Raw genomic sequence first — 4,901 nt, forward strand, 5'->3', positions numbered from 1 at the left:
GTGTCCCACCGGCCGCGGTCCTGCTCGGCGAGTTCCAGGCACAGGCCGCCATCGCGGCCCTGCACGCCGACGCGCCCGCCGCCGAGGAGACCGACTGGGTGCAGATCGTCGAGTGGTACGACGAGCTGGTCCGGCTGACCGACAACCCGGTCGTACGGCTCAACCGGGCGGTCGCGGTCGGCGAGGCCGACGGGGCGCGCGCCGGTCTTGCGGCGCTCGCGGAGCTGGACGAGGCGCTGCCCCGCCACACCGCGGTGGCCGCCTACCTCCATGAGCGTGACGGCGACCCGGTGACCGCCGCCCGGCTGTACGCCGAAGCGGCCCACAAGGCCGCCAACCTCGCCGAGCGCGACCACCTGACCCGCCAGGCCGCCCGCCTCAACACGGCCCGCGACCGCTGACCCCGAGGTCCTTCCCCCGCCGAATCTGACAGAGCCGGACAATTTGCCGGTCGTCGCAGGTCGGCCCAGACTTGCCGCGACACGGCTTTCTCTCGCGGACGGCATCGGCGGGCAGGAGGAGAACAGCTCCATGGTGAAGGGCCAACCACGCGGAACACCCCGGAGACCCCGTATCCCGGACAGCGCGTCGCGTGCGTCGCACTCGGCGACCGACCGCATGGCGCGTACGCTGCTGCGCCGCCGGAAGAAGGCACTCAGCGCCGAGGACGTGATGGTCTCGGACCGTCCGAAGGTGCGGCGCGCGGTGACGGCGGCCGCGCTCGGCAACACCATGGAGTGGTTCGACTTCGGTGTCTACGCCTATTTGGCGGGCACCATCGGCAAAGTCTTCTTCCCCTCCAGCTCTCCCGGCGCGCAGGTCGTCTCCACGTTCGCCACCTTCGCCGCGGCCTTTCTGGTCCGGCCGCTCGGCGGTCTGGTCTTCGGGCCGCTCGGCGACCGGATCGGGCGGCAGCGGGTGCTGGCCGCGACCATGATCATGATGGCGGCGAGCACGTTCGCGGTCGGTCTGCTGCCCACGTACGCCTCGATCGGCTTCGCCGCCCCGCTGCTGCTGCTCGTCTGCCGTCTGGTCCAGGGTTTCTCGACCGGCGGCGAGTACGCCGGTGCCACCACCTATATCGCCGAGTACGCCCCCGACCAGCGGCGCGGCTTTCTGGGCAGCTGGCTCGACTTCGGCACCTTCGTGGGCTACTCCCTGGGCTCGGGCCTGGTCACGGTGCTCACCCTGACCCTCGGCTCCGACGGCCTGGAGAGCTGGGGCTGGCGCATCCCCTTCTTCGTCGCGGGACCGCTCGGGCTCATCGGCCTCTACATGCGGATGAAACTGGAGGAGACCCCCGCCTTCCAGCAGGAGGCGGCCACCTCGGCCGCCGAGCGCGAGGCGGACTCCGAGAGCGGGGACGGCGACCCCGTCGAGCAGGCCCGCCAGTCCGGCAAGGGGCGCCTGAAGGAGATCTTCACCCGCCACTGGCAGGCGGTCCTCATCTGCATGGGCCTGGTCCTGCTCTACAACGTCACCAACTACATGGTGACCTCCTACCTGCCCACCTTCATGACGGTGACCCTCGGCGAGAGCGACACCACCGCACAGCTCCTCGTCCTCGGCACCATGCTGCTCGTGGTCCTCGCGATCACGACGGTGGGCCGCAGCTCCGACCGGTGGGGCAGACGGCCGCTGTTCATGGGCGGCAGCATCGCCATGATCCTGCTGTCCGTGCCCGCGTTCCTGCTGATCCGCGAGGGCGGCATCCTCTATCCGGCCTTCGGCTGCGTGATCCTCGGTCTGCTCCTTGTCTGCTTCGCCGGTACGGCGGCATCCACGCTTCCGGCCCTCTTCCCCACCCGGCTGCGCTACGGCGCGCTGTCGATCGCCTTCAACATCTCCGTCTCCCTGTTCGGCGGCACCACCCCGCTGGTCGCCTCCTACCTGGTCGACACGACCGGCAACACCCTGGTCCCGGCCTACTACCTGATGGTGGCCGGAGTGATCGGCCTGGTGTCGACGTTCTTCCTGCACGAGACGGCGGGACGCCCACTGCGCGGTTCGGGCCCCATGGTCGAGACCGAGGACGAGGCGCGCGAGGTGATCGCCCGCAGCCGCACGGAGGCGGGCCGCCACGCGCGCGACCTGTGGCTGAAACTCTGGCACCCACGGGGTGGCGGCAGGGGCCGCAGGAGCGGTGAAGGGGACGGCGGCTCGGGCGGCCGAGGCGAATGACGAGGGTGCATCAACTCACATACGCAGGCGCCATGTTGCCGACCGGCGGCCGCCACGATTCACCCGTCGGCCCCGGGGCATCCGGTCAGACATGACGACCAACGACGCACACGCATACGCTCATGGACACGGACACGAGAACGCCGGAGGCGCGCCCGGGATGGGCGAGATGGAACGAGGCACCCCGCACCGCCTCGCCGCGCGCAACGCGATGTGGACCCAGGCCTGGACCGCCCTGTGCGTCCTGCTGGCCGTGTGGTCCATCGCCTGGGCGGTCGGCGCGGCCAGGGGAGCCGTGAACGCGTGGGCGTACAGCGTGGGCGGACTCCTGCTGCTCGGCTGCGCCCTGTGGGCCCGCCGCTCGGCCGTCCGCAACAGCCCGCCACGCCACCTGTGAGCCCTACGCCCACGTCGGGCGCGCGCACGGCCTGCCGTCCTACGCTGACCCCATGCACCTGCTGCTGACCTCGGACACGCACGTCCCGGCCCGCGCCAAGCGGCTGCCGGACGCCCTCCTCGCGGAGATCGACCGGGCGGACGTGGTGATCCACGCCGGGGACTGGATCGACGAGGCCACGCTCGACCTGTTCGAGTCCCGCGCGCGGCGCCTCGTGGCGGTGTACGGCAACAACGACGGCCCGCCGCTGCGCCGCCGCCTCACGGAGGTCGCACGCGCGGATCTCGGAGGGCTGCGGTTCGGTGTCGTCCACGAGACCGGTGCGGCCACCGGGCGCGAACGCCGCTGCGCCGCACGCTTCCCGGATCTGGACGTCCTGGTGTTCGGACACAGCCACATCCCCTGGGACACCGAGGCCCCCGGCGGCCTCCGGCTGCTCAACCCGGGCTCACCCACCGACCGCCGACGCCAGCCGCACTGCACCTACCTGACCCTGACGGCCTCGGACGGCGCCCTGCACGACGTGACGTTGCACCGGCTGCCGCCGAGGCGCTGATCCTCGTCCTCAGCGGCAGCCGGTGCGTCGTGGCGGGGTCAGAACTGGAGGGACCAGGCGTTGACGGTGCCCGTGTCGTTGGTCCAGTTGTCGCTCACGCGGAGCTTCCATGTGCCGTCGGCGGTCTCGCTGGAGGCGTCGACGCTGTAGGTGGCCTGGACGTCGTCCGCGCTGTCGGCGCTGTTGTAGTCCTTCAGGAGGTAGGCGGTGCCGTCGGGGGCCACCAGCTCGACCTTGAGGTCACCGCGGAAGGTGTGGCGGATGTCGACGGTGACGGACAGGTTGGCGGGGGCCTTTCCGGTGACGCCGGTGACCGGGAGGGGTGACTCGACGGTGGCGTTGTCGCGGATCTGGTAGTCGTCGGTGTTCTCGAACTTCTTGCCGGTGGGCGGGGTGCTGCCGCCGCCGGTGTACAGGAGCTTGTTCGGCGAGCCGGTGCGCGGGTCGGTGACCTTTCCGGAGGTGGCGTCGGCGACCAGCTTGTCGCGGACCTGGGCCGGGCTCCACGTCGGGTTGGCGGCGAGCAGCAGGGCGGCGGCGCCCGCGACGTGCGGGGAGGCCATCGAGGTGCCGCTCATCGTCTGCGAGGCGCTGTCACCGGAGTTGGACGAGGAGACGATGCTGTCGCCCGGCGCGAAGATGTCCAGACAGGAGCCGTAGTTGGAGCCCTGCCCGTTGGACCAGCCGGTGGCGCGGGCGTCCCGGCTGTTGGTGGCGCCGACCGTGATGGCCGACGGGGTGGAGGACGGGGAGTACGAGCAGGAGTCGGCGTTGTTGTTGCCCGCCGCCACGACCCAGGTCACCCCGGAGGATATGGAGGCGGCCACGGCGTCGTTGACGGACTGGGTCTTGCCGCCGCCGATGCTCATGTTGGCCACGGCGGGCTTGACCGCGTTCTTGGTGACCCAGTCGATCCCGGCCAGGACCGGGGCCCAGGTGTCGCCCGAGGTGCCCTGGCAGTTGAGCACGCGGACGCCGACCAGCTTGACGCCCTTGGCGACGCCGTACGAACCGCCGCCGACGGTTCCGGCGACATGGGTGCCGTGGCCCTGGCAGTCGGAGGCGTTGGAGTCGTTGTCGATGAAGTCGTAGCCGCTGACCGCGCGGCCCCCGAAGTCGCGGTGGCTCATGCGGATACCGGTGTCGACGATGTATGCGTTCACGTTCCCGGCCTTGGTGCCGTACGTGTAGTTCTTGTCCACCGGCAGATCGCGCTGGTCGACACGGTCCAGGCCCCAGGAGGGCGGGTTGGTCTGCGTGTCCACGGCGTAGGCCGCCGCGTCCGCCTCCACGCGGGCCACCGAGGGGTCGGCGGCCAGTTCCCTGGCCTCGCGCTCGCTCATCCGCACGGCGAAGCCGCGCAGGGCGGCGGTGTAGGTGTAGCGCAGACTGCCCGCGTGCTCCTTGGCGAGCGCCTTCGCGGAGGCGGGGACGTCGGCGCGGGCGACCGAGTTCTTGAAGGTGACGATGTACGAGCCGTCGACCGCGCCGGGGCGGTCCGCGCCGACGATGCGGCCCTGGCCGTCGCCCGGCGGCGGCGTCGGGGCCGCCACGGCCCCGGTGGTCGCGGCGGCCCCCGCGAACAGGGCGGTACGGGGGGGGGGGGGGGGGGGGGGGGGGGGGGGGGGGGGGGGGGGGGGGGGGGGGGGGGGGGGGCCACGAGTCTGATCACGTCACACGGCTGTTGGGGACAGCCGCCCTCATGCGTCCGGTCCGGCCGGCCGGGGACCGAGGCGCAGGAGGTGACGTCGTCGGACGGGCCAGAGC

General features: G+C 71.8%; 4 protein-coding genes and 1 pseudogene. 4 read left to right on the forward strand and 1 reads right to left on the reverse strand.

Translation table 11 applies throughout. From position 1 onward, the window contains the following. From AB8Z36_RS29960 to AB8Z36_RS29975, 4 genes and pseudogenes are all read left to right on the forward strand, one after another. A pseudogene (locus AB8Z36_RS29960) lies at nucleotides 1-401 on the forward strand (RNA polymerase subunit sigma); the annotation flags it as partial. A 217-nt stretch (nucleotides 402-618) separates the two neighbouring features. Continuing rightward, nucleotides 619-2,181 carry a glycine betaine/L-proline transporter ProP gene (gene proP, locus AB8Z36_RS29965; RefSeq protein WP_369216523.1) on the forward strand — a complete coding sequence of 521 codons (1,563 nt, stop codon included), beginning with the start codon at nucleotides 619-621 and terminating at the stop codon, nucleotides 2,179-2,181. Between the two features lie 169 nt (nucleotides 2,182-2,350). Beyond that, on the forward strand, nucleotides 2,351-2,578 hold the full coding sequence (locus AB8Z36_RS29970) for a hypothetical protein (protein WP_369216524.1): 228 nt from the start codon (nucleotides 2,351-2,353) through the stop codon (nucleotides 2,576-2,578). A gap of 52 nt (nucleotides 2,579-2,630) precedes the next feature. After that, the gene (locus tag AB8Z36_RS29975) at nucleotides 2,631-3,134 is read left to right on the forward strand and encodes a metallophosphoesterase family protein (RefSeq protein WP_369216525.1); all 504 of its coding nucleotides are present in this window, start codon (nucleotides 2,631-2,633) and stop codon (nucleotides 3,132-3,134) included. A 38-nt stretch (nucleotides 3,135-3,172) separates the two neighbouring features. Here AB8Z36_RS29975 and AB8Z36_RS29980 read toward each other — a convergent pair whose 3' ends face one another. Next, nucleotides 3,173-4,687, reverse strand: coding sequence for a S8 family peptidase (locus AB8Z36_RS29980; protein ID WP_369216526.1), 1,515 nt, complete (start codon nucleotides 4,685-4,687; stop codon nucleotides 3,173-3,175). Nucleotides 4,688-4,901: the final 214 nt, after the last annotated feature.

The sequence above is a fragment of the Streptomyces flavofungini genome, assembly GCF_041028215.1.
Lineage (GTDB): Bacteria > Actinomycetota > Actinomycetes > Streptomycetales > Streptomycetaceae > Streptomyces > Streptomyces flavofungini_B.